Source organism: Variovorax sp. AC194, from assembly GCF_979257995.1.
The window spans coordinates 2477963-2501778 of sequence record NZ_OZ409823.1 but is presented as its reverse complement, the minus strand read 5'-3'; the positions used below and the strand labels follow the sequence as shown (position 1 = coordinate 2501778).

The 23816-nt window shown below is 69.4% G+C and carries 7 protein-coding genes (1 of these 7 cut by a window edge); 1 reads left to right on the top strand and 6 read right to left on the bottom strand.

Annotated elements, in window-relative coordinates; all coding sequences use genetic code 11:
* Nucleotides 1-34: 34 nt before the first annotated feature.
* The gene (locus tag ACZYRS_RS12015) at nt 35-1006 is read right to left on the bottom strand and encodes a LytTR family DNA-binding domain-containing protein (protein WP_463419444.1); all 972 of its coding nucleotides are present in this window, start codon (nt 1004-1006) and stop codon (nt 35-37) included.
* Nucleotides 1007-1164: 158 nt separating this feature from the next.
* Between ACZYRS_RS12015 and ACZYRS_RS12010 the strand changes: the two genes are divergently transcribed.
* Complete coding sequence (locus ACZYRS_RS12010; protein ID WP_463419443.1) at nt 1165-2406, top strand: acyltransferase family protein; 1242 nt, start codon at nt 1165-1167, stop codon at nt 2404-2406.
* Here the strand turns inward: ACZYRS_RS12010 and ACZYRS_RS12005 are convergent.
* The 5 genes in view from ACZYRS_RS12005 to ACZYRS_RS11985 are tightly spaced (at most 33 nt apart) and all read right to left on the bottom strand, a layout consistent with a single transcriptional unit that may run on beyond the window.
* The gene (locus ACZYRS_RS12005) at nt 2367-4580 is read right to left on the bottom strand and encodes a peptidase M50 (protein ID WP_463419442.1); all 2214 of its coding nucleotides are present in this window, start codon (nt 4578-4580) and stop codon (nt 2367-2369) included. The two genes, ACZYRS_RS12010 and ACZYRS_RS12005, sit on opposite strands and share 40 nt — an antisense overlap.
* A gap of 11 nt (nt 4581-4591) precedes the next feature.
* Nucleotides 4592-5986, bottom strand: a complete 1395-nt coding sequence (locus ACZYRS_RS12000) for an efflux RND transporter periplasmic adaptor subunit (RefSeq protein ID WP_463419441.1) — start codon at nt 5984-5986, stop codon at nt 4592-4594.
* Nucleotides 5983-7029: an efflux RND transporter periplasmic adaptor subunit gene (locus ACZYRS_RS11995; RefSeq protein ID WP_463419440.1), complete on the bottom strand. Its 1047-nt coding sequence runs from the start codon at nt 7027-7029 to the stop codon at nt 5983-5985. Before ACZYRS_RS11995 ends, ACZYRS_RS12000 begins: the two co-directional genes overlap by 4 nt.
* A 1-nt stretch (nt 7030) precedes the next feature.
* Nucleotides 7031-8629, bottom strand: coding sequence for a TolC family protein (locus tag ACZYRS_RS11990; protein WP_463419439.1), 1599 nt, complete (start codon nt 8627-8629; stop codon nt 7031-7033).
* Nucleotides 8630-8662: 33 nt separating this feature from the next.
* On the bottom strand, nt 8663-23816 hold the 3' portion of the coding sequence (locus ACZYRS_RS11985) for a tandem-95 repeat protein (RefSeq protein WP_463419438.1). Its footprint extends 12581 nt past the window's final position; only the last 15154 of its 27735 coding nucleotides appear in the window; its start codon lies off the right edge, out of view; the stop codon is at nt 8663-8665.

Below are 23816 nucleotides of genomic sequence, written 5' to 3'. Positions count from 1 at the left end.
ACGGCGCGTCCACGCACCGGAACAGGCTGCTTTTTCAGCCGGTCGAGCCCGCGCCGGCCCGCAGCGCGTCGCGGTACCTGCGGCTACAGGGCACGGTCGTGCCGTCGTGCATGTGCAGGCGGGCATCGCCGCCGTCCAGTGGCTCGATTTCCTTGATGCGCGCGAGGTTCACCGCATGGCTTCGGTGCACGCGCACGAACCGGGCGGGGTCCAGTTGGGCGAGGAAATCGGTGAGCGTGGCGCGCAGCAGGTAGTCGTGGCCGTTGACGTGCAGGCCGACGTAGTTGCCCTCGGCCTGGAGCCAGTCGATGTCGGTGGCGGCGATCAGGAATTCGCGGCGCAGCTTGCGCACCAGAAAACGCTCCGGCCGCGCCGGCGGGGGTGGTGGCGGCGGAGGCGGTTCTTCGGGCGCAGGGGGTGCGTCGTCGGCAGGGGGTGATGGCACTGGTGGAGGTGGCGGCACTTCAGGCGGATCGGACACCCCCGCCTCCGGCGCATCGAGCACTCGCGCCTCGCCCTGCAAGCGCAGCATGAAGAGCCGGTACGCCCAGATCCCGAAGACGATCGAGACGTAGACCCGCACGTCCTTCAGGTACTCGTAGCCCCACTGGCCGGTCCAGCCGCCGAATTCGTAGCGGCCGCCGGCCAGGGCGTAGACCAGCGAGCGCACCGCGAACATGCCCGCCACGTGCACCAGGCTGATGGCCACGCTGGCCAGCAAGTGCCCGGCCACGAAGCGCACCCAGCGCCCGGCCATGAGCGGCGCCAGCCGGCGCTCGATGGCCACGAACACCGGGATCAGCATCAGCAGCACGAGGTGGCTCGATCCCTCCCAGGTGACGATTTCCCATGTCGCGCGCGGCACGGCGCGGTTGCGGGCATCGACCACCGCGACCATGGTGCTGAACACCGCTTGCAGCGCCATGAGCACGATCCAGAAGCCCGCTTCCACGTAGCGGCGGATGGGTTCGTAGCGCTCGTACAGGTTCCGGTGGGACGCGTTCATGCCCGGGATTCTCGCCATCCGCGCGGCGCGGGGGCGAATTTCGTCCCACCGGGGCCACCGCTCGTCACAAAGCCCGGGCCATCCGTCCCGCGGGCGCCCCGCCGGGCAGGGCCGGGCCACACGATGGCCGCTCTTTCCCTGTTTCGAGGACCCCCGAAATGAACCTCCCGACTTCCCAGCCGCCGCTCTCCGACGGCCACCGGCGCCACGACATCGATGCGCTGCGCGCCCTCGCCTTCCTCTTCGTCATCCTCTATCACGTGGCCATGTACTACGTGGCCGACTGGCCCTGGCACCTGAAAAGCCCGCACGCGGCCGAATGGCTGCAGTGGCCGATGCGGGTGCTGAACCTCTGGCGCATGGACCTGGTGTTCTTGATCTCCGGCGTGTCGCTCGGCTTTCTCGCGCGCCACCAGGGCACCGGCGCGTTGCTGCGCAGCCGCGGCGCCCGGCTGATGCTGCCGCTGGTGTTCGGAATGATGGTGATCGTGCCGTACCAGGCCTACGCGCAGGGCGTGGCCAACGGGCTGGTCGCGCCGGGCTTGGGCGCTTTCCTGCTGCGCTACCTGTCGATGGCCGAGCCGTGGCCCAGGCGCGCCTTCGACGGCGCGGAGTTCGGCATGACCTGGAACCACCTCTGGTACCTGCCCTACCTCTTTGCGTACACCGCGCTGGTTGCGCTGACGCTGCCGCTGTGGCAATCGCCGGCCGGCCAGTGGGTGCGCCGCCGCTTCAACGCGCTGCGCGGCTGGAAATTGCTGCTGCTGCCGGTGCTGCCGCTGCTGGCGTGGACGGCGCTGCTCGCCCCGCACTTCCCGCCCACGCATAACCTCGTGCGCGATTTCTACCTGCACGCCATCTACCTCACCGTGTTTCTCTACGGCTACTGGATGGGCGTGGACACGGGCATCTGGAAGGAGCTGGAGCGCCTGCGCCGGGTGTCGCTGGTGCTGGCCGTGGCGGCGATCGGCGCGTTCATCGCGCTGCGCATCGGCGCCAGGGGCTCGGCGCCGGGCCTCGTCATGGACCTGCTGCGCACCACCTACATGTGGCTGGCCATCGCGACGATCCTGGGCCACGGCCACCGCCACCTGAACCACCCGTGGCCGTGGCTGCGCTGGGCCAACGAGTCGGTGTACCCGTGGTACGTGCTGCACCAGACGCTGATCATCGTGGCCGTCGTCTGGCTCGCGCCGCTGGCGCTGGGCCCGGTGCTGGAGCCCACGCTGATCCTGGCGGCCACCATCGGCGGCTGCTGGCTGCTGACCGACGGGCTCGTGCGCCGCGTGCGCTGGCTGCGGCCGCTGTTCGGGCTCACGCGCCGCGCGCGCCACACGGGCACGGCGCCGCAAGCGCTGGATCAGAGCCCGCTTTCCCTGGCCAGCACGCGCAGCACCTGACGCGCCACCTTCGCGAACAGGCTCTCGCCGCGCGCATCCATCGTCACCACGCCGCGCACGATCTGCTGAATCTGCTGGGCGTGCGCGCCGTCATCACGCTCGGCACGCACCGGGCGCATCAGCAGCGGGTACTGGCTCAGGTTCGGCACGGCCTTGCCCTTGTCCGTCACGTTGACCGCGATCGGCCCGCCGTTCACCGACTGCAGGTAGGCCGAGTCGATGTCTTCCGCGGCCACGGCCGACACGCCCACCAGCGCCACCTTGAAGCTGGCCTGCCGCGGATCGTCGGGCACGAAGCGGCCCTCAGCGCCGTCGCGCAGCCGCCAGGCGTGCTGGCCCTCGACGTAGCCGCGCAGGTCCTGCGCGCCGCGCTCGTCGACGATGCGCGCCAGCAGTTGCTTGCCGGTGATCCAGCGCGACGCATGCAGCTCGGCGTCCAAGTCCACCGCGATGCCCGCGAACGGCGCCTTCACCTGCAGCAGCGCGCGGCGCTTGGCCAGGCCGCTCAGGTTCTCCTGCTCGGCGACCACGCCGCGCAGCAGCTCCTGCGTCTGCGCGCGGTCGATGCGGTCGGCCACCGAGCGCGCGAGCCGCGCCTGCAGCAATGCGAGGCGAATCCGCGCCTCGCGCTGCTCCTGCTCGAGCATCGGCGAATGCAGCGTGACAAGCACCTGCCCCTCGCGCACCTGCGCGCCCGGCCGCACATGCAGCTCGGCGATCTGCGAGGCCTCGGGCGCGAAGATCGGCTCCTCGCGCGTGGCGCCCAGCACGGCCGGCACCTTCACGCTCAGGTCCAGCGGCAGGAACACCGCGATGAGCGCGATCGCCAGCATCGAGAACGTCAGCACGCTGCGCGGCTTGCGCGCGATCGCGCCGCGCATTGCCCACCAATGTTTGATTTCGCGCCAGATGGGCATGACGATGAACCAGCAGATCTCGACCGCGAACAGGAAGATGCCCGCCGCCTTGAAGAAGAAGTGATAGACGACCAGGGCGATGCCCAGGAACAGGAAAAGCCGGTAGAGCCAGGTGGCCCAGGCGAAGAACGCGAACATGCGCGCGACGCGCGGCGTCACCGGCTCGGGCATCGGGGCGCCCAGGCCAAAGAGCCACTCGCGCATCTTCCATTGCCCGAAGGCCTGCGAGCGGCTGCTCAGGTTGGGCACGCCCAGCATGTCCGACATGAAGTAGTAGCCGTCGAAGCGCATGAACGGGCTCAGGTTGATCGCCAGCGTGCTGATCCAGCTGGTGGTGGCGATCACGAAGGCGGCGCTGCGCACCGGCCCGTCGGGAAGGAACGCCCACAACAGCGTCGCGATGCTCGCCAGGCACAGCTCGGTGATCACGCCCGCGCCGTCGACCAGAAGCCGTTCCTTCCGCGAGCGCAGCTTCCAGGTATCGGTGGTGTCGGTGTAGAGCACCGGCACCATCACCAGGAACGACACGCCCATCGTCGGCACGCGGCAGCCGTAGCGGGTGGCCGTGTAGGCGTGGCCCAGCTCGTGCAGCGTCTTGGTGAAGGCCAGGCTCAGCCCGTACACCGCCAGCCCCTTGAGCGAGAAGAAGTACGGAAAGGTGTGCAGGAATTCGTCCCACTGCCGCGACACGAAGTACAGCCCCACGAGACCCGTGAGCACGATGCAGAACACGAAGGTGCGCGTGAAGAGCGGCGCCACCCAGTGCACCGTGCGCTTCAAGAACCGGTCGGGCTTCACCAGCGGCACGCGGATGAAGAGGTAATGGTGCAGCAGCCACTGCCACCACGATTGCTTGTGCGCCTGGGCCTGCGCGTGCAGGCTTTTCACCGCATCGCCCAGCGGCGCGCGCACGAGGCTGTTGGCCAGCAGGAACTGCAGCAGCGCCTTGATGGCGCCCGGGTCGGGCTCGGCGCCCTGCTGCTGCACGAAGAGCCGCCGCATCTCCTTGACGGTGCCGCCGCGCCAGGCGGACAGCATCGCGAGTTCGGCCTGGCCGATCTGGAAGTAGGCGTGCCGCACGGGGTCGAAGATGCTCCAGCTGGGCGCGCCGTCCAGCAGCGGCGAACTGCGGTCGAAGCGCAACTCCTCGCGCAGCTCGGGCAGGTACGCATCGTCGGGCAGGTCGCCCGGCGGTGAAGGTGCCCCTTGCGGTGCCGGCTGCGGCACCGGTCCCGGCATGAGTTCCTCGATGCCCATCGCCCGCTCCGCTACCAGCCCACGGTCTGCCGCAGCACCGTGATCGGCCTGCGCAGCACATAGAAGAGAAGCGGCACCTTGCCGCCGTACACCTGCGCGGTGCCGCGCGTGCCGATGCGCAGGTTCTTCAGCGCCGCGCCGTCGTCGGCGCGGGCCACGAGGCGAAAGGCCAGGTTGTTGTTCTCGGTCTTCTCGGCCTGGTAGCCGGCGCGCAGCAGCTGCGCGTCGATGGGCCGCAGCGGGTCGCTGTCCAGGTAGATCTTCACGCGCGCGCCGTCCTCGATCAGGAGGCTGTCCTGCACCGGCAGGAAGATGCTGAACTCGATGCGCTCGGGGTTCGCGATTTTCATGATCTGCTGGCCCGTTTCCACCGGCCGGCCCTGCCAGTCGCGGCGGTCCGAATACACCGCGATGCCATCGACCGGTGCGCTCAGCACCGACTTGGCCATGAGGTCGCGCGCGTAGTCGAACTGCGCGGTGGCCAGCTCCAGCTCGGCCTTGTTGATGGCCACTTCGCGGTTGGCATCGGCGCTGTCGATGGCCGCCTGCGAGGTGCTCGCGAAGCGCGCGGTGGCCACCTGCATCTTGCGCTGCGCGAGCTCCAGTTCGTTGCGCAGCTTGGTGTCCTCGAAGCGCAGGATCGGCTGGCCGGCCTTCACCGGCGAGTTGGGCGGCACGAGAATTTCGGCCACCACGCCGGTCAGCGGCGCGGCGATCACCGACGGATCGGCCGCGGCCACCTCCATCGGCGCGAGCGCGCTCATCGACACCGGAAAGATGCAGGCCAGCAGCAGCGCCGCGGCCACGAGCCAGCGCGTCTTGCGGTCGAAGCGCCAGCGCTGCCATGCGCGCTGCGGCCCGGCCAGCGCGCCCCAGGCGTGCGAATAGGTTTCGGCCAGCCGCGCGGCGATCTTTTGCTGCGGCTCGGTCCACGGCTCGCCCGCGAACAGCAGCGCGCCGCCCAGCGCCTGGCCTTCGTGCAGGCGCATCGGCAGCCACAGCGCATGCCCGAACGGATAGCTGGCCGCATCGCGGTCGTCGGCATCCACATACGCCTCGCGGCCGAAGGCCAGCGGCTGGTCGGTGCGCGATGCCTCCGGGGGCAGGCTCGCGACCACGCGCTCGATCCAGCGGATGAGCGGCACGTTGCGGTCCACCGCGGCGAGGCTGGAGACGCCCGTCACTTGGAAGCCCGCGTCCGCATGGCGCCGGCGCAGCGCGAAGGCCTGGCGGAACGGCAGGATGCGCTTGGTCTCGTTGAGCAGGTGAAAGAGCAGCTCCTTCTCGGTCTGCTGCCGCCGGATCTCCGCTTCGAGCTCGAGCAGCACCAGCGTGCCGTCGCGAAAGCGCGGCGTGGCGTCCACCACGCGGGCGCCCTGCTGTCCGTCCTTGGGCACCGGCGTCATGGCTTGCCCTGCGCGTTCGCGTTTGCGTTTGCGTTCGCGTTCGCGTTCGATTGCAGCGCGGGGTTCTGCGGAAACTCGGCGCTGCCGCTCATGCCGGGCAGCACGTTGTCGCGGTTGCCCGTGAAGACGCCGACCACGCGCACCGTCTGGCTCACCGGATCGACCGAGGCGCCCAGCCGCGCGACCTTGCCCTCGTAGCTTCGCGCGGTCTCGTCGATGCGAAAGCGGAAGGGGCTGCCCGGTTGCAGCCAGCTGAGCCACGCCGAGGGCGCGATGAGGTGCATCTCCAGCTCGCTGTCGTTGAGCACGCGCGTCAGTTCCTTGCCCGCCGCCGCGTTCTCGTGCAGGTGCGAGATGTTCTCCACCACGATGCCCGAGAACGGCGCGGTGATGGTGCAGTCGCGCATCTGCGCCTCGAGCGCGCCGGCCTCGGCGCCGCTCTGCTCGGCCTTGGCCTTGGCGATCTGCACGTCGGTCTTGCCGATGGCGTTGTACTTGTCCAGCTCCTGGCTCTGGCGCAGCACCTGGTTGCTCGCGCGGTTGGCGGCCCAGGCCGCATTGGCCTCGGCGCGGATGCGCGTGCAGTCGAAGGCCACGAGCACCACGCCCTTCTGGAAGCGCTCGCCCTCGCGGTAGGGCATCTGCGCGATGCGCCCGGCGATCTTGGCGGAGAACAGCACCTCGTCCTTGGGCTTGATCACGCCGCGCACGGCGGTGGCGTCGGGCCGGGGCGTGGCGGCGCCGGCGGGCAGCACCGCGGCGACGTCGGCCGATGGCGTGAATGTGGGCGTGGATGCCGATGCGGGCGCCGAGGCAGGCGCTGCCGGAGCCGCGGCCACCGGTGCAGGTGCAGGTGCAGGTGCAGGTGCCGGTGCCGGTGCGGACACCGGTGCCGCCGACGGCGCATTGCGTTTCCTCTCGCCTCCCAGGTACCCCCAGGCGATCGCCGCCAGCGCGACCACGAAGGCCGCGCCGATGACCAGCGTGCGCACGGGCACGCCCGCCGGCCGCGGATTCGATGGGGCGTCGCGTTCTTCGCTCATGTCATGAACTGGCCGTGCAGGCGGTGGCACTGGCGGCGCTGGCGGCCCCGGTCACGTCCTGCCGGCTCTGCCAGAGCCGCTGCAGGCCGCCGGCCAGGTCCTTCACCGAATCGCGGCTGCTCACCTCGGGCGTGAAGCTATCGAGGCCGATCGAGCTGTAGACGTTCGCGAAGGCGTTCTGCATGTCCGCATACGCGAGGTCGTAGCGCACCTCGGCCAGCAGCCCGTTCATCTCCTCGCGGATCAGGCGCTGGCGGCTCTCCTGCTTCGCCTTGAAGGCCGAGCGGATCTGGTCGTTGATGCCCGTCTGCACCTGCGAGTAGCGGCTGGCCGTTATGAGCGACTGGCGCGCGAAGGCGAACTGCGCGCGGCTCACATGCACCTGCGTCATCACGGCCATGGTGAGCGCGCGTTCGCGCTCGCCCAGCCAGTCGGTCTGCGCCTCGATCACGCGCTTGTCGGCCGGGTAGCGGAACACGCTCAAGAGGTTCCAGCTCGCGCGCACGCCCACGCCCGACCAGTTGCTGTTGTAGAGGAAGCTGTTGGAGTCGTAGTTGGTGCCGATGAAGGCGCGCAGGCTCGGCAGGTTGCGCAGCAATGCCACCGTGCCGTCGCGCTCGTTGATGCGAAGGCGGTAGGCGATGTCGCGCAGCTCCGAGCGGTTTTCCAGCGCGGTGCGGATCATCGCTTCGCCCGAGAGGCAGAAGTCGGTCGAGATGGCCGTGCGCACCGGCAGCGCGAGCTTGAAGTCGGTGCCCGGCGCGAGGTTCATGAGCGCGGCGAGCTGCGCCTTGGCGATCACCAGCTCGCGCTGCAGCGCCTGGATCTGGCGCTCCACGTCGATCAGGTCGCGCTGGTAGGTGAGCGCGGCCAGCGGGCTCGCGGTGCGGCGGCGCGCGATTTCTTCCGAGTCGCCCAGCGCCGAGGTGACGTCGCCCGAGAGCTGCACGAGCTTGGCGATCAGCCGCTCGGCGCTCACGGCGCGCCAGTAGGCGGTGCGCACGTCTTCCACCATGCGGGTGGCCACCTTGCGGCGGCTCTCCAGCGAGATGAGGCGCTGGTCCGCGGCCTGCCGCGCGCGGGCGTACGAGACGCCGAAGTCGAGCACGTCCCAGCTCAGGCTCAGGTCGGCCGCGGTGGTCTGGCGCTCCACCGAGGTCGAGGGCTCCAGCGACTGGCGACCGCTCAGCAGAGACCGGCTGCTCGCGCCGCTGTCGTTGCTGCGCGAGTTGTAGCCGGCGTTGGCCACCAGCTGCGGCAGCATGTCGAAGCGCGTGCGGTCCAGCTCCTGGCCGCGCACCGCCTCTTCCATCATCGCGACCTTGTAGTCGAGGTTGTATTTCAGCGCGCGCGCCATGGCCTCGTACAGGCTGACCTCGCCGGCCACCGGCTCCTGGTTCGCGGTGAGGCTGGCCACGTTGCGGTCCACGCGCAGGCGCAGCTGGTCCTGCGTGAAGGGCTCGGGCGTCACGCTGCAGCCGGCCAGCAGCGCGGCGACCGCGGCGGTGCACAGCGTCGAGACGGCGGGCAGGCGAACGCGCGCGCCTGAGCGGGAAAGCGAACGCGATGGCGCGCGGGTTGCTGGTCGATTCGATGGCATCTCAAACATCTTTCTCTTTCTTGTTTCAAGGTGTCAGGGATTGACGGGTACGGGAGGAATCTGCGTGCGCAGCGCGGCGGCCAGCTGGTCGGTCTCGGCGAAGGACTGGCCCACGTGGAAGGCGATCTGCTCGCTGAAGGTCAGCGCATCGACGTCCAGCTGCAGCATCGCCGCGCCCCTGGACGCTGACGGCACCGCGCGCGTGGCATCTGCGGGCACCGGCGCATCGCTGTCGTTGGCCGCGCGCTCACCGGAGAGCACGACATCGTTGCCGGCGCGCGTGGCGTCCAGGATGCGGGCATCGGCCTGCGCGGTGAACAGCGCCTGCACCGGATCGCGCAGCTGGAAGCGCTGTTGCAGGTGCTCGGCCAGGTCGAGGATCGGCGTGGCCGTGTCGAGCGGCTTGGTGCCGTCGAGCGTGCGGATGCCGTCCACCGCCGAGCGCACCGGCTGCTGCGCATCGAGCGCGGCGGTGCCGTGCAGCGAGCGGATGCCGTTGACCGCCTCGATGATGTGCGCCGGCGCGTACATCGGGCGGAGGCCCCGGTCCTTCGGGTCTGCTTCGCCGCGCGGGTCGCGGCCGCCTTGCAGCCAGATCGGCTGACCCGTGGCCAGGAGTTGCTCCACGTCCGCGCCGCCAGAAGTCGCCGGTGGCACCGGCGCGGGGGCGGCCGTGACCACGAGGCCCACGGTGCCGGTCGCCTCGGCGCCCGCGCTGTCGGCCACGGTGTACGAGAAGCTCGGCGTGCCGGTGAAGCCCGCGTTCGGCACGAAGGTGAGCGTGCCGTTCGCGTTGAGCGTGACGCGCCCGCCCTCCACCGCCACCGAGCCGCCCGGCGCGATCGCCACGCCGTCGATGGCGCGCACGGTGAGCGCATCGCCGTCGGCATCGGTGTCGTTGCCCAGCACGTCGATGGTCACGGCGGCGCCGGCCGGCGCGATGGCCGCATCGGGCCGCGCGACCGGCGCGTCGTTCACCGGCGTGACGCTGACCGGCACGGTCACCACGAGCGTGCCGCCGCGGCCGTCCGAGACCTCGACGGTGAAGCTGTCGGCGCCGTTGAAATCGCGCGCCGGCGTGTAGACGTAGCTGCCGTCGGGATTGATCACCAGCGTGCCGTGCGCCGGCCCCTGGGTGACCGTGTAGCCGAGCGCATCGCCGTCGGGGTCGGCCGCCTGCACCGTGCCGGCGAGCGGCGTGTCTTCGGCGGTGACGGTGCCGGTGGGCGGCGCGACGAGCACGGGCGCGTCGTTGACCGGCGCGATGTCCAGGCGCAGCGTGTTGGGCGCGGCGTCGAACGCGCCGGCCGTGTCCTGCACCGTGAAGCGCAGGCTCGCGTAGCCCGTGCCGTTGCCGTTGGCGCCCGGCACGAAGGTGAGCCGGCCGGCCGCGATGTCGGCCGCCGAGACCAGCTGGCCCGCGCTCACCGCCACGCCGTTCAGCAGCAGCGTGCCGTTGGCCGGCAGCGCATCGATGCGCACCGCGGCCAGCCCCTGGCCCGCGTCGGGGTCGGTGAACGGGAAGTTCGCGGGCGTTAGCACGAGCGGCGTGTCCTCGGTGCCGTTCGCCGTGGCGTCCGCGCCCTCGGGCGGCGTGTTGTTGCCCACGGTGACGGTCAGCACCGCGGTGTCGGTGCCGCCCTTGCCGTCGCTCACGGTGTAGGTGATCTGCACCTGGCCGGTCACGCCGGCGGCGGGCGTGAAATCGATCGTGCCGTCCGGGTTCACGTTGACTGTGCCGAGGCCCGGGGCGACGGTGGCGCCGGTCACGGTGAGCGTGTCGCCGTCGGCATCGGTGTCGTTGCCCAGCACCGGGATGCCGGTGAGCGGCGTGTTGATCGGCGTGCTGGCGGTGTCGTCGCCGGCGACGGGCGCGTCGTTCACGGCATCGACGGTGAGGGTCAGCGTCGAGGTGTCGGTGCTGGAGCCGTCGGTCATGCTGTAGGTGACCAGCGGGACCGGGCCGTTGTAGTTGGCGGCCGGCGTGAAGGTGTAGCTGCCGTTGCCGTTGATCACCAGCGTGCCGATGCCGGCGATGGTGGCGGTCTGGCCGGCCGTGTAGGTCGCGCCGTCGCCCGCCACCGTGAAGCCTGCGACCGTGACGGGGCCGTCCACGCTCGTGGTGCCGGTGAGCACCGAGCCGGTGAGCGGCGTGTCTTCGTTGGTGTTCGCGGTTTCGTTCGCATCGGCGAAGGCGTCGTCCACGGGCGCGACGGTGATCGCGAGCGTCGAGGTGTCGGCGCTGGAGCCGTCGGTCAGGCTGTACGTGACCACCGGCACAGGCCCGTTGTAATTGGCGGCCGGGGTGAAGGTGTAGCTGCCGTTCGCGTTGATCACCAGCGTGCCGACGCCTGCGATGTTCGCGGTCTGGCCGGCCGTGTAGGCCGTGGCGTCGCCCGCCACGGTGAAGCCGGTCACGCTCACCGGTCCATCCACGCTCGTGGTGCCCGTGAGCACCGAGCCGTTCAGCGGCGTGTCTTCGTTCGTGGTGGCCGTTTCGTCGGCGTCGGTGAAGGCGTCGTCCACGGGCGCGACGGTGATCGTGAGCGCGGAGGTGTCCGTGCTCGAGCCGTCGGTCATGCTGTACGTGACCACCGGGACCGGGCCGTTGTAGTTGGCAGCGGGCGTGAAGGTGTAGTTGCCGTTGGCGCTGATAACCAGCGTGCCCACGCCCGTGATCGTCGCGGTCTGGCCTGCGGTGTAGACCGTGGCGTCGCCTGCGATGCTGAAGCCCGTGACGGTGACCGGGCCGTCCACGCTCGTCGTGCCCGTGAGCACGGAGCCGGTGAGCGTCGTGTCCTCGTTCGTCGTGACGGTTTCGTTCGCGTCGGTGAACGGATCGTCCACCGGGGCCACGGTGATGGCGAGCGTGGACGTGTCCGTGCTCGACCCATCGGTGAGGCTGTACGTGACGAGCGGCACGGCGCCGTTGTAGTTCGTCGCGGGCGTGAAGGTGTAGCTGCCGTCCGCGCCGATCACCAAGGTGCCGACGTTGGCGATCGTCGCCGTCTGGCCCGCGAGGTAGACCGTGGCGCTGCCAGCCACGGTGAAGCTGGTCACCCTGACGGTGCCATCCGGGCTCGCCGTTCCGGTCAGCACCGAGCCGGTGAGCGTCGTGTCTTCATTGGTGGCGGCAACTTCGTCGGCATCGGTGAAGCCATCGACCACCGGCGCGACGGTGAGGGTGAGCGTGGATGTGTCCGTGCTCGATCCGTCGGTCATGCTGTACGTGGCGACCGGCACCGGGCCGTTGTAGTTCGTGGCCGGCGTGAAGGTGTAGCTGCCGTCGGCGCTGATGATCAACGTGCCGACGTTCGCGATGGTCGCGGTCTGGCCCGCGGCGTACACGGTGGCGCTGCCGGCCAGCGTGAAGCTGGTGACCGTCACGTTGCCATCCGGGCTGGTCGTGCCGGTCAGCACCGAGCCGGTCAGCGTCGTGTCTTCGTTCGTCGTGGCTGCCTCGTCGGCATCGGTGAACGGATCGTCCACCGGCGCGACGGTGATCGTGAGCGTGGAGGTGTCCGTGCTCGATCCGTCGGTCAGGCTGTACGTGGCCACGGGGACCGGGCCGTTGTAGTTCGCGGCCGGGGTGAAGGTGTAGGTGCCGTTGGCGTTGATGACCAGGGTGCCCACGTTGGCGATGGTCGCCGTCTGGCCCGCGGTGTACACCGTGGCGCTGCCCGCCAGCGTGAAGCTCGTGACCGTCACCGGGCCGTCGACGCTCGTGGTGCCAGTGAGCACCGAGCCGGTGAGCGTCGTGTCCTCATTGGTGGACACCGCCTCGTCGGCATCGGTGAACGGATCGTCCACCGGCGCGACGGTGATCGTGAGCGTGGACGTGTCCGAGCTCGACCCATCGGTGAGGCTGTACGTGACGAGCGGTACCGCGCCGTTGTAGTTCGTCGCGGGCGTGAAGGTGTAGCTGCCGTCCGCGCCGATCGCCAAGGTGCCGACGTTCGCGATCGTCGCCGTCTGGCCCGCGAGGTAGACCGTGGCGCTGCCAGCCACGGTGAAGCTGGTCACCCTCACTGTGCCATCCGGGCTGGTCGTGCCCGTCAGCACCGAGCCGGTGAGCGTCGTGTCTTCATTGGTGGCGGCAACTTCGTCGGCATCGGCGAAGCCATCGACCACCGGCGCGACGGTGAGGGTCAGCGTCGAGGTGTCGGTGCTCGACCCATCGGTCATGCTGTACGTGACCACCGGCACAGGGCCGTTGTAGTTCGTCGCGGGCGTGAAGGTGTAGCTGCCGTCCTGGCCAATCACCAGCGTGCCGACGTTCGCGATGGTCGCGGTCTGGCCCGCCGTGTACACCGTGGCATCGCCGGCCACGCTGAAGCCCGTGACCGTCACCGGGCCATCGACGCTCGTCGTGCCCGTGAGCACGGAGCCGGTCAGCGGCGTGTCTTCGTTGGTGGAAGCCGTTTCGTCGGCATCGGCGAATGCGTCGTCCACCGGGGCGACGGTGATCGTGAGCGTGGAGGTGTCCGTGCTCGATCCGTCGGTCAGGCTGTACGTGGCCACGGGGACCGGGCCGTTGTAGTTCGCGGCCGGGGTGAAGGTGTAGGTGCCGTTGGCGTTGATGACCAGGGTGCCCACGTTGGCGATGGTCGCCGTCTGGCCCGCGGTGTACACCGTGGCGCTGCCCGCCAGCGTGAAGCTCGTGACCGTCACCGGGCCGTCGACGCTCGTGGTGCCAGTAAGCACCGAGCCGGTCAGCGTCGTGTCCTCGTTGGTGGACACCGCTTCGTCGGCATCCGTGAACGGATCGTCCACCGGCGTGACCGTGATCGCGAGCGTCGAGGTGTCGCCGCTCGATCCATCGGTGAGGCTGTACGTGACGAGCGGCACCGGGCCGTTGTAGTTCGTCACAGGCGTGAAGGTGTAGCTGCCGTCGCCCGCGATCACCAGCGTGCCCACGTTCGCGATGGTCGCCGTCTGCCCCGCGAGGTACACCGTGGCGCTGCCCGCCACCGTGAAACTGGTCACGGTGACGGTGCCATCCGGGCTGGTGGTGCCGGTCAGCACCGAGCCGGTGAGCGTCGTGTCCTCGTTCGTGCTGACGGTTTCGTTCGCGTCGGTGAACGGATCGTCCACCGGCGCGACGGTGATGGCGAGCGTGGAGGTGTCCGTGCTCGATCCATCGGTCAGGCTGTACGTGACCAGCGGCACCGGGCCGTTGTAGTTCGCGGCCGGCGTGAAGGTGTAGGTGCCGTCGGTGTTGATCACCAGCGTTCCGACGTTCGCGATCGTCGCGGTCTGGCCTGCCGTGTAGACAGTGGCATCGCCGGCCACGCTGAAGCTGGCGACCGTCACGGGGCCGTCCACGCTCGTGGTGCCCGTGAGCACCGAACCTGTGAGCGGCGTGTCTTCGTTCGTGCTCGCGGTTTCGTTCGCGTCGATGAACGGATCGTCCACCGGCGCCACCGTGATGTTCAGCGTCGAGGTGTCGCCGCTCGAGCCGTCGGTCATGCTGTACGTGACCACCGGCACGGGGCCGTTGTAGTTCGCTGCCGGCGTGAAGGTGTAGCTGCCGTTCGCGTTGATGACCAGCGTGCCGACGTTGGCGATGTTGGCGGTTTGCCCCGCCGTGTACGTGGTGCCGTCGCCCGCGACGGTGAAGTTCGTGACCGTCACCGCGCCGTCCACGCTCGTCGTGCCCGTGAGCACCGAGCCGTTCAGCGGCGTGTCTTCGTTCGTGCTGACGGACTCGTCGGCATCCGTGAACGCATCGTCCACCGCCGTCACGCTGAAGGTCAGCGTGGAGGTGGCCGTGGCTGTGCCATCGGTGACGGTATACGTCGCCACCGGCACTGGTCCGTTGTAGTTCGCGGCCGGTGTGAAGGAGTAGCTGCCATCGCCGTTGATCACCAGCGTGCCGACGTTCGCGATGGTCGCCGTCTGGCCCGCGGTGAAGGTGTTGCCGCCGATGACGAACTGCGTCACCGTGAGCGGCCCGCCTTCGACGTCCGTGTCGTTGGTCAGCACGTTGCCCGTGGCCGGCGTGTCTTCGTTGGTGACGACGCTGTCGGGGTTGCCCACCGGCGTGTCGTTGACCGCCGCGATGTCGAAGGTGATGGTGTTCGGTGCCGTGTCGAACGCGCCGCCCGAGTCCTGCACCGAGAACGCAAGGCTCGCATAGGCCGCGCCGTTGCCGTTGGCGCCGGGCACGAAGGTGAGCGCCCCGGCCGCGATGTCCGCGGCCGAGACGAGCTGCCCCACCGCCACCGCCACGCCGTTGAACAGCAGCGTGCCGTTCACGGGCAGCGCGTCGATGCGAACGTTCGCGAGCGTCTGGCCCGCGTCGGTGTCGAAGAAGATGAAGTTGGCCGTCGTCAGGGTGACGGTCGTGTCTTCGGTGCCGTTGACCGTCACGCTCTCGCTCTCGGGCGGCGTGTTCGCGCCCACGTTGACCGTGAGCACCGCGGTGTCCGTGCCGCCCTTGCCGTCGCTCACCGTGTAGGTGATCTGCACCGGGCCCGAGACGTTGGTGGCGGGCGTGAAATTGAGCGTGCCATTTGGATTGACCGTGACGGTGCCGAGCGCCGGATTCACCGTCGCGCCCGTCACGCTGAGCGCGTCGCCGTCCACGTCCGCGTCGTTCGCGAGCACCGGAATGTTCGCCAGCGGCGTGTTGATCGGCGTGGTCGCCACATCGTCGCCCGCCACCGGCGCGTCGTTGACCGCGCCGACATTGACCGTCACCGTCGCGGTGGACGTGCCGCCGTTGCCGTCGCTCACCGTGTACGTGAAGCTCGCAGCACCGTTGAAATTCGCCGTAGGCGTGAAGACGACATTGCCGCCCACGAGGCTCACGGCGCCATTGACGGCGCCCTGCACGCTCGTGATCGTCAGCGAGTTGCCTTCCACGTCGGTGTCGTTGCCCAGCAGGTTCGCCACCGGGATCGACAGCGGCGTGTCCTCGGTCGCCGCCACCGTATCGGGATTGGCCACCGGCACGTCGTTGACCGCCGCGATGTTGAAGGTGATCGTGTTCGGCGTCGCATCGAACGCGCCACCCGAGTCCTGCACCGAGAAGGTGAAGCTCGCATAGGTCGCGCCGTTGCCGTTGGCACCCGGCACGAATCCGAGGCGCCCCGCGGCGATGTCGCTGGCCGAGATGGTCTGCCCGGCCGTCACCGCCACGCCATTCAGCAACAGCGTGCCGTTCACCGGCAGCGTGTCGATGCGCACGCTCGACAGGCTCTGCCCAGCGTCCGCATCGGTGAAGGCGAAGTTGGCGGGCGAGAGCGTGACCGGCGTGTCCTCGGTGCCGCCGACCGTCGCGTCCGCGCTCTGCGGCGGCGTGTTGGCGCCGATGTTGACCGTGAGCACGCCGGTGTCCGTGCCGCCCTTGCCGTCGCTGACCGTGTATTCGATCTGCACCGGCCCCGTCACGTTGGCGGCCGGCGTGAAGTTCAGCGTGCCGTTGGGGTTGACTGTCACCGTGCCGAGTGCCGGGTCCACCGTCGCGCCGGTCACGGTGAGCGCGTCGCCGTCCACGTCGGTGTCGTTGGCGAGCACCGGAATGCCCGACAACGGCGTGTTGATCGGCGTGCTCGCGACATCGTCGATGGCCACGGGCGCATCGTTGACCGCGCCGACGTTGACCGTGACGGTCGCGGTGGATGTTCCGCCGTTGCCGTCGCTCACCGTGTAGGTGAAGCTGGCAGTGCCGTTGAAGTTCGGCGCCGGCGTGAAGACGACATTGCCGCCCACGAGGCTCACCGTGCCGTTGACTGGGCCCTGCACGCTGGTGATCGTCAGCGCGTTGCCTTCCACATCGGTGTCGTTGCCAAGCAGGGTCGCCACCGAAATCGACAGCGGTGTGTCTTCGGTCGCCGCCACCGTATCGGGGTTGGCCACCGGCACGTCGTTCACTGAGGCGATGTTGAAGGTGATCGTGTTCGGTGTCGTGTCGAACGCGCCGCCCGAGTCCTGCACCGAGAAGGTGAAGCTCGCGTACGTTGCGCCGTTGCCGTTCGCGCCAGGCGCGAAGCTGAGGCGCCCGGCCGCGATGTCCGCCGCCGAAATGGTCTGCCCCGCAGTCACCGCGATGCCATTGAGCAGCAGCGTGCCGTTGAGCGGCAGCGTGTCGATGCGAACGCCCGAGAGGCTCTGCCCCGCATCGCTGTCGGTGAAGGCGAAGTTGGCGGTCGTCAGCGTGACGGACGTGTCCTCCGTGCCTGCGACGGTCGCGTCTGCGCTTTGCGGCGGCGTGTTCGCGCCGATGTTGACGGTGAGCACGCCGGTGTCCGTGCCGCCCTTCCCGTCGCTCACCGTGTAGGTGATCTGCACCGGGCCGGTGACATTCGTCGCGGGCGTGAAGTTGAGCGTGCCGTTGGCATTGACCGTGACCGTGCCAAGCGCCGGGTCCACCGTCGCACTGGTCACCGAGAGCGCATCGCCATCCACGTCGGTGTCGTTCGCGAGCACCGGGATGTTCGCGATCGGTGTGTTGATTGGCGTGGTCGCTGTGTCGTCGGTCGCCACCGGCGCATCGTTGACTGCGCCGACACTGACCGTCACCGTCGCGGTGGAAGTACCGCCATTGCCATCGCTCACCGTGTAGGTGAAGCTGGCCGTGCCGTTGAAGTTCGGCGTCGGCGTGAAGACGACGTTGCCGCCCACGATGCTGACCGTGCCGTTGACCGCGCCCTGCACGCTGTCCAGCGTCAGCGTGTTGCCCTCCACGTCGGTGTCGTTGCCCAGCAGGTTCGCGATCGGGCTGGACAGCGGCGTGTCTTCCGTTGCGGCCACCGTGTCGGGGTTGGCCACGGGTGCGTCGTTGACCGCGGCAATGTTGAACGTGAGCGTGTTCGGTGTCGCATCGAACGCGCCGCCCGAGTCCTGCACCGAGAAGGTGAAGCTCGCATACGCCGCGCCATTGCCGTTCGCGCCCGGCGCGAAGCCCAGGCGCCCGGCCGCGATGTCCGCCGCCGAGATGGTCTGCCCGGCCGTCACCGCGATGCCATCGAGCAGCAGCGTGCCGTTGAGCGGCAGCGTGTCGATGCGCACGCTCGCGAGGCTCTGGCCCGCATCGCCGTCGGTGAAGGCGAAGTTGGCGGTCGTGAGCGTGACCGGCGTGTCTTCGGTGCCGTCGACCGTCGCGTCCGCACTCTCGGGCGGCGTGTTGGCGCCGATGTTGACCGTGAGCACCGCCGTGTCGGTGCCGCCCTGGCCGTCGCTCACCGTGTAGGTGATCTGCACAGGGCCGGTCACATTGTTGGCGGGCGTGAAGTTGAGCGTGCCGTCCGGATTGAGGGTGACCGTGCCCAGCGCCGGGTCGACCGTGGCCTGGGTCACGGTCAGCGCGTTGCCGTCCACGTCGCTGTCGTTCGCGAGCACCGGGATGTTCGCGAGCGGCGTGTTGATGGGCGTGGTCGCCACGTCGTCGCCCGCCACCGGCGCGTCGTTGACCGCGCCGACGTTGACCGTCACCGTGCCCGTCGCGGTTCCGCCGTTGCCGTCGCTCACCGTGTAGGTGAAGCTGGCGGCGCCGTTGAAGTTGGGCGCCGGCGTGAAGACGACATTGCCGCCCACGAGGCTCACCGTGCCGTTGACTGGGCCCTGCACGCTGGTGATGGTGAGCGTGTTGCCTTCTACATCGGTGTCGTTGCCCAGCAGAGTCGCCACCGGGATCGACAGCGGTGTGTCTTCTGTCGCTGTCACCGCGTCCGGGTTGGCCACCGGTGCGTCGTTGACCGCCGCGATGTTGAACGTGATGGTGTTCGGCGCCGTGTCGAACGCGCCACCCGAATCCTGCACCGAGAAGGTGAAGCTCGCGTACGTCGCGCCATTGCCGTTCGCGCCTGGCGCGAAGCCGAGGCGCCCGGCGGCAATGTCCGCCGCCGAGATGGTCTGCCCGGCAGTCACCGCAATGCCATTGAGCAGCAGCGTGCCGTTGATCGGCAGCGTGTCGATGCGAACGCCCGAGAGGCTCTGCCCCGCATCGCCGTCGGTGAAGGCGAAGTTCGCGAGCGTGAGCGCCACCGGCGTGTCTTCGGTGCCGTTGACCGTCGCGTCCGCGCTCTGCGGCGGCGTGTTCGCGCCGATGTTGACCGTGAGCACGCCGGTGTCCGTGCCGCCCTGGCCGTCGCTCACCGTGTAGGTGATCTGCACCGGGCCCGTCACGTTCGCCGCGGGCGTGAAGTTCAGCGTGCCGTCCGCATTCACCGTCACCGTGCCGAGCGCGGGGTTGACCGTCGCACCGGTCACGCTGAGCGCATCGCCGTCCACATCGGTGTCGTTCGCGAGCACCGGGATGTTCGCGAGCGGCGCGTTGATCGGCGTCGTCGCCACGTCGTCCCCGGCCACGGGCGCATCGTTGACCGCGGCGACATTGACCGTGACGGTCGCGGTGGATGTGCCGCCGTTGCCGTCGCTCACCGTGTACGTGAAGCTGGCCGTGCCGTTGAAATTCGCCGCGGGCGTGAAGACCACATTGCCGCCCACGAGGCTGACCGTGCCGTTGACGGCGCCCTGCACGCTGGTGATGGTCAGCGTGTTGCCTTCCACATCGGTGTCGTTGCCCAGCAGGTTCGCCACCGGGATCGACAGCGGCGTGTCTTCGGTGGCAGCGACCGTGTCGGGGTTGGCCACGGGCGCGTCATTGACGGGCGTGACGTTGAAGGCGAAGGTGTTGGGCGTCTCGTCGGTGTTCAGCCCCTCGTTGGCCGTGCCGCCGTTGTCCACCACCTGGAAGGTGAACGCGCCGATGCCGTTGCCATTCACATTGGCCGCGGGTGTGAAAGTGAGCTGGCCGAGGCTGCCCACCGGGATCACCTGGCCTGCAGTGACCTCGACGCCATTCAGGCGCAGCACGCCTTGCGCTGCGGGCGGCAGGCTCGTGATGACCACCGACTCCAGGCCGTTGGCGGGCGTGTCGCCCGCATCGGTGATCGGGAAGTCCGCCGCCGAGAAGGTGTACGTGCCGTCTTCGTCGAGGGTGACCGTGCGGTCGGTGCCTTCGGGTGCGTCGTTGATCGGTGTGATGCCGATGAGCGCGGTGTCGGTGTCGGTCAGCGCGCCGCCCGTGCCGGTGTTGCCCAGGTCGCTGGTCGTCATCGTCAGCGTGACACTGCCATTGGCGTTCGCGACGGGCACGTAGTTCGGCCGGGATGCGCTCGCCAGATAGGCGTTGATGCTGGCTTGCGAGCCTTCCAGGATCAGCGTGCCCGTGCCGCTGCCGGTCACGGTGACGCCTGCGCCCGAAGCTGCCGTGAGCGAGCCTGCGGGCACGCTCAACGTCACGCGCATCGGGCCGCTGCCGGCATCCGCGTCGGTGATCTGCAGGCCGGTGAGGCCCACGGTCGTGTCTTCGTTCGTCGTCCAGCCCGCGGGCGATGTATTGACCGGCGCGTCGTTGACTGCGCCGACCGTGAGCGTCAGCGTCGAGGTCGCGGAGGCCGTACCGTCGCTCACCGTGTACGTCACCACCGGCACCGGGCCGTTGTAGTTCGCGGCCGGCGTGAAGGTGTAGCTGCCGTTGGCATTGATCACCAGCGTGCCGACGCCAGCGATGGTCGCGGTCTGCCCCGCGGTGAAGGTGCCGTCGCCGGCCACCGTGAAGCCGGTGACCGTCAAGGTGTCGCCGTCGACGTCGGTGTCGTTGCCCAGCACGTTGCCCGTGGCGGGCACGTCCTCGGTCACGGTGGCGGTGTCGGGGTTGCCGACGGGGCCGTCGTTGACCGCGGTGACGTTGATCGTGAGCGTGGAGGTGTCGCTGCTCGATCCGTCCGTCATGCTGTACGTGGCGACCGGCACCGGGCCGTTGTAGTTCGTGGCGGGCGTGAAGGTGTAGCTTCCGTTCGCGTTGATCACCAGCGTGCCGATGTTCGCGATGGCTGCGGTCTGGCCGGCGATGTAGACCGTGGCGTCTCCGGCGACCGTGAAGCTCGTGACCGTCACCGGCCCGTCGACGCTCGTGGTGCCCGTGAGCACGGAGCCGTTCAGCGGCGTGTCTTCGTTCGTGCTCGCGGTCTCGTCGGCGTCGGTGAATGCATCGTCCACCGGCGCGACGGTGATGGTCAGCGTCGAGCTGTCCGAGCTCGATCCGTCGGTCATGCTGTACGTGACCAGCGGCACCGGGCCGTTGTAGTTCGCGGCCGGCGTGAAGGTGTAGCTGCCGTTGGCATTGATCACCAGGGTGCCGACGTTCGCGATGGTGGCGGTCTGCCCCGCCGTGTAGGCCGTGGCATCGCCCGCGACGGTGAAGCCGGTGACGCTCACCGGCCCATCGACGCTCGTGGTGCCCGTGAGCACCGAACCGGTGAGCAGCGTGTCCTCGTTGGTGGTCACCGCTTCGTCGGCGTCGGTGAACGCATCGTCCACCGGGGTGACCGAGAGCGTGAGCGTCGAGCTGGCCGTGTCCGTGCCGTCGCTGACCGTGTAGCTCACCACCGGCACCGGGCCGTTGTAGTTCGCGGCCGGGGTGAAGGTGTAGGTTCCGTTGGCGTTGATCACCAGCGTGCCGACGCCCGCGAGGGTGGCGGTCTGCCCTGCCGTGAAGGTGTTGCCGCCGACCGTGAACTGCGCCACCGCGAGCGTGTTGCCGTCCACGTCGGTGTCGTTGGTCAGCACATTGCCGCTCACGGGCGTGTCTTCCGCCGTCGTGGCACTGTCGGCATTGCCGACCGGCACGTCGTTGACCGGAGCGATGTCGAAGGTGATGGTGTTCGGCGTCGCGTCGAACGCGCCGCCCGAGTCCTGCACCGAGAAGGTGAAGCTCGCGTAGGTTGCGCCATTGCCGTTGGCGCCCGGCACGAAGCTCAGGCGGCCGGCGCTGATCTCGCTGGCAGCGATGGTCTGCCCCGCCGTCACCGCCACGCCGTTGAGCAGCAGCGTGCCGTTGAGCGGCAGCGTGTCGATGCGCACGCTCGCGAGGCTCTGCCCCGCATCGCCGTCGGTGAACGCGAAGTTGGCCAGCGAGAGCGTGACCGGCGTGTCTTCCATGCCGGTGACGGTGGCGTCCGCGCTCTCCGGCGGCGTATTCGCGCCGACGTTGACCGTGAGAACGGCCGTGTCGGTGCCGCCCTTGCCGTCGCTCACCGTGTAGGTGATCTGCACCGGCCCGGTGACATTCGTGGCGGGCGTGAAGTTCAGCGTGCCGTTGGGGTTGACGGTGACCGTGCCCAGGGCCGGGTCCACGGTCGCGCCGGTCACGGTGAGCGCATCGCCGTCCACGTCGGTGTCGTTCGCGAGCACCGGGATGTTCGTCAGCGGCGTGTTGATCGCCGTGCTGGCCACGTCGTTGATGCCGGTCGGTGCATCGTTGACCGCACCGACATTGACCGTCACCGTCGCGATGGATGTTCCGCCGTTGCCGTCGCTCACCGTGTAGGTGAAGCTCGCGGTGCCGTTGAAGTTGGGCGCGGGCGTGAAGACCACGTTGCCGCCCACGAGGCTCACCGTGCCGTTCACGCCGTCCTGCACGCTGAGGATGGCGAGCGTGTCGCCGTCCACGTCGGTGTCGTTGCCCAGCAGCGTGGCCGGGGCGATGGTGAGCGGCGTGTCCTCGGTGGCGGCCACCGTGTCGGGGTTGGCCACGGGCGCATCGGCCACCGGCAGCACGGTGATGGTGAGCGTGGAGACGTTGCCGCTCGAGCCGTCGGTCATGTTGTACGTGACCACCGGCACCGGGCCGTTGTAGTTGGCCGCCGGCGTGAAGGTGTAGCTGCCGTCGGCGTTGAGCGCGAGCGTGCCGACGTTGGCGATGGCCGCGGCCTGCCCCGCGGTGTAGGTGGTGGCGTCGCCGGCCACCGTGAAGGTGGTGACGCTCACCGGGCCGTCCACGCTCGTCGTGCCGTTCAGCACGGAGCCGCTGAGCGCGGCGTCCTCGTTGGTGCTGACGGTTTCGTTGGCGTCGGTGAAGGCATCGTCCACCGGCGTCACGTTGAGCGTGAGCGTGGATTGCGCGGTGGCGGTGCCGTCGCTCAGCGTGTAGGTGGCCACGGGCACCGGGCCGTTGTAGTTGGCGGCCGGCGTGAAGGTGTAGCTGCCGTCGCTGTTGATCGTGAGTGCGCCCACGCCCGCGAGGTTCGCGGTGCTGCCGGCCAGGAAGGTGTTGCCGCCGATGACGAACTGCGTCACCGTGAGCGCATTGCCGTCCACGTCGGTGTCGTTGGCGAGCACGTTGCCGCTGAGCGGCGTGTCTTCGACCACGGTGCCGGTGTCGGCAGTGCCCAGGGGCGCATCGTTGACCGGGGCGATGTTGATCGTGCGGGTGTCGGTGTCCGCGAGCGCGCCGCCGCCGGTGTTGCCGCCGTCGTCGGTGGTCATCGTGAGCACCACCGTGCCGTTGGCATTGGCCACCGGCACGTAGACGGGCGCGCTCGACGCCAGGTAGGCGTTGATGTCGGCCTGCGTGCCCGTGAGCACCACGGTGCCCGTGCCCGAGCCGCTGACGCCGACCGCGCCGCCGGGGCCCGCCGTGAGCGTGCCCGAGGCGACCGAGAGCGTCACCGTGATCGTGCCGCCCGCGGCATCGACGTCGGACACCGAGAGGCCGGTGAGCGGCAGCGGCGTGTCTTCGCTGCCCGCGAAGCTGGCCGGCAGCGTGTTGACCGGCGCGTCGTTGACGGGCGCGACCGTGATCGCGAGCGTCGAGCTGTCGGTGCTCGAGCCGTCGCTCAGGGTGTAGGTGACGACCGGCACCGGGCCGTTGTAGTCGGCCAGCGGCGTGAAGGTGTAGCTGCCGTCGGCGTTCAGGGCGAGCGTGCCGACGTTGGCGATGGTCGCGGTCTGGCCCGCGGCGTAGGCGGTGGCGTCGCCGGCCACGGTGAAGCCGGTGACCGTGACCGGGCCGTCCGCGCTCGTGGTGCCCGTGAGTACCGAGCCGGTGAGCGGCGTGTCTTCGTTGGTGCTCACGGTCTCGTCGGCATCGGTGAATGCGTCGTCCACCGGCGCGACGGTGATGGTGAGCGTGGACTGCGCATTGGCGGTGCCGTCGTTGACCGTGTAGGTCGCCACCGGCACCGGGCCGTTGTAGTTGGCCGCTGGCGTGAAGGTGTAGCTGCCGTCGGCGTTGATCTGCAGCGTGCCCACGCCCGCGAGGGTCGCGGCGGTGCCGGCCGCGAAGGTGGTGCCGCCGACGGTGAACTGCGTCACCGTGAGCGCATCGCCGTCCACGTCGTTGTCGTTGCCCAGCACGTTGCCGGTCGCGGGCGTGTCCTCGTCGACGGTGGCGGTG